General features: G+C 39.7%; 2 protein-coding genes. Both read left to right on the top strand.

Annotated features, from left to right (window positions below; all coding sequences use genetic code 11):
- The first annotated feature begins 113 nt into the window (after positions 1–113).
- Positions 114–515 (top strand): DUF4181 domain-containing protein, encoded by a 402-nt coding sequence (locus tag I2483_RS19080; protein WP_207278642.1) that lies wholly within the window; start codon positions 114–116, stop codon positions 513–515.
- 339 nt (positions 516–854) lie between these two features.
- A partial coding sequence (locus I2483_RS19075) for a conserved phage C-terminal domain-containing protein (RefSeq protein ID WP_207278641.1) occupies positions 855–1,596 on the top strand: 742 nt, incomplete at its 3' end.

Raw genomic sequence — 1,596 nt, 5'->3', positions numbered from 1 at the left:
TCGCTAGATGGAGCGCGGAATGCTTGGAAACTGGCACGTTCCGTGCGGAGCAGGGGAAAAGCTGGAGATAACATCAAATGCTTACCTATTGCTACGATTGCTGAGGGGATTCGGTGTTTTGGATAAAGTATGGTTTGATTGTGGTACTTGTTTTTGTTTGTACTTTAATAGCTAAGCTTATTCTGAGGAAGCTTTTCAAAATTGAGAAAGTAAAAAAAGAGTTTTTTTCTTATAATCATATAAATGAGTTACATCGGAAAGTTGATAAGCGTTTGAAACTCTTTTCCACGGTTACTATGATACTTCTACTTAGTGTAATGTGGTTTTATTTTGAAGAGTTCAATTACCTGATTTTAATTGCAGTTATTATTTTTGCGGTGTTGGACTACTTGGTAAGAGCATTTTTTGAGTGGAGATGTACACAGTATCCAAAACAATCTATTTTGACTTTAACTGAGATGTTTTTAGTTTTAATAGCAATAATAATCGTGTTTCAATTTAATTTATTTGTGTAAACAATCATAAGCCTAATTCCTCGTTCGAGATACGGAGGGGTTAGGCTTTTTTATCTTTCAAAATTCTTAACGTTATAAATTTGCACTTTCTTGACGTTACCAAATTTGTAAACTCTTTGGCAACGAGTGATAAGTCTTGCGACAATCGCTGGTGAAAAACAGGCCAAAAAGTGGTTCATTCTTGTGGCCGCAATCATTACCAACGTGAAGAAAAAATAAATTTCATCAAGTTGTCCCCTTTTTCGAATGGTTTGTCTATATATAGTGTGAAGGCACCGTTCGTCTAGGCCAAAGACGTCGTGCTGTCGTTAAAAAACACTTGCTCGAGGAGGATTCCTGATGAATTTAGTAATAGAAGAGTCGCCGCTTCAAGTACTTCCGTCGCTTGCGATGCAGGTTGGATTGAACGAGGCTATGGTACTTCAGCAGCTACATTTTAGATCGCTCATCTCGAACAAAATTCGGGATGGGCATAAGTGGGTTTACAAAACATATGAAGAGTGGAAAAACGAAGAGTTCCCATTTTGGTCTGTCGATACGATTAAAAGAGCGATTCGTAGACTGGAAAATAGCGGCTATATCATTTCGACCTCTTCGTATAATCGGATGAAAATGGACAAGACAAAATGGTACCGCATTGATTATACAATTCTGCACTGTCAGGGGGGGCAAGATGCTCCATCGACGACCGCAAAATCTTTCCAAGTGGAAGTGCAAATTGCCCCCTCTACAGAGGGCAAAATGCCCCTAGCAATAACCAAAGAAATTAAAAGAATTAAGAAAGAACTTGTCGACAACGATCTCGACGTTGTGTCTGTCATTGATTATTTGAATGACAAAGCGAACAAGCAATTTAAAGCATCTTCGAAGGCGACTGCACGATTGGTGACAGGGCGTTTCAGTGAAGGGTACACAGTGGCGGATTGCAAAAAGGTCATTGACACGAAAGCGAAGGAATGGCTGGAGGATTCACATTGGCAGAAGTATTTACGCCCTTCCACGTTATTCAATGCGACGAATTTTGAAAACTATTTGGAAGAATCGAGGGTCAGTGACTTGCCAGAGAGCAGTCCGCCAAAGC

The organism is Sporosarcina sp. E16_3, from assembly GCF_017347125.1.
Taxonomy (GTDB): domain Bacteria; phylum Bacillota; class Bacilli; order Bacillales_A; family Planococcaceae; genus Sporosarcina.
The sequence above is the reverse complement of the archived record's forward strand: the minus strand, read 5'-3'. Positions and strand labels throughout refer to the sequence as shown.